Raw genomic sequence first — 560 nt, forward strand, 5'->3', positions numbered from 1 at the left:
GGTTCACGATGACGCGTCCCGCACTGTGAGAAGGGTGGGCGAGGCCGCCGGAAATCGCTCATAGGAGCGGACCCGCGCACGTTTCATTAGTTGTCAAGAGCCTTTCATGCAAAGGTCGTTGGGCTGTAGGGAGTTCACGGTTCTCTACCCGCTGGTAGGTCATAGGCTCGACCCATGCGCCGAGCAAAAATCGTCTGCACCCTGGGCCCAGCCACCGACTCGTATGAGCAGATCAAGAGGCTTGTCGAGGCCGGCATGGACGTCGCCCGCCTCAACCTCAGCCACGGTTCGTACGTGGAGCACGAGGAGCGGTACCAGAGGGTGCGCCAAGCCTCCAAGGAGACCGGCCGCAGCGTCGGTGTCCTCGCCGACCTTCAAGGTCCGAAGATTCGCCTCGGTCGATTCCGCGAAGGACCCGTACTCCTTGAACGCGGCGACGAGTTCACCATCACCGTCGAGGAGATCGAGGGCGACCGCCACCGCTGCGGGACGACCTACGAGGGGCTGGCCGCCGACGTCACGCGCGGCGAGCGCATCCTCGTCGACGACGGCCGCGTCAC

At 64.5% G+C, this 560-nt stretch carries 1 protein-coding gene; it reads left to right on the plus strand.

Features of this window, described 5'->3' with window-relative positions; genetic code table 11:
- Positions 1 to 174 precede the first annotated feature (174 nt).
- Positions 175 to 560 (plus strand): pyruvate kinase (locus KUM32_RS40880; protein WP_254406786.1); only part of this gene is annotated, 386 nt, incomplete at its 3' end.

Source organism: Streptomyces sp. AC627_RSS907 (assembly GCF_019049165.1).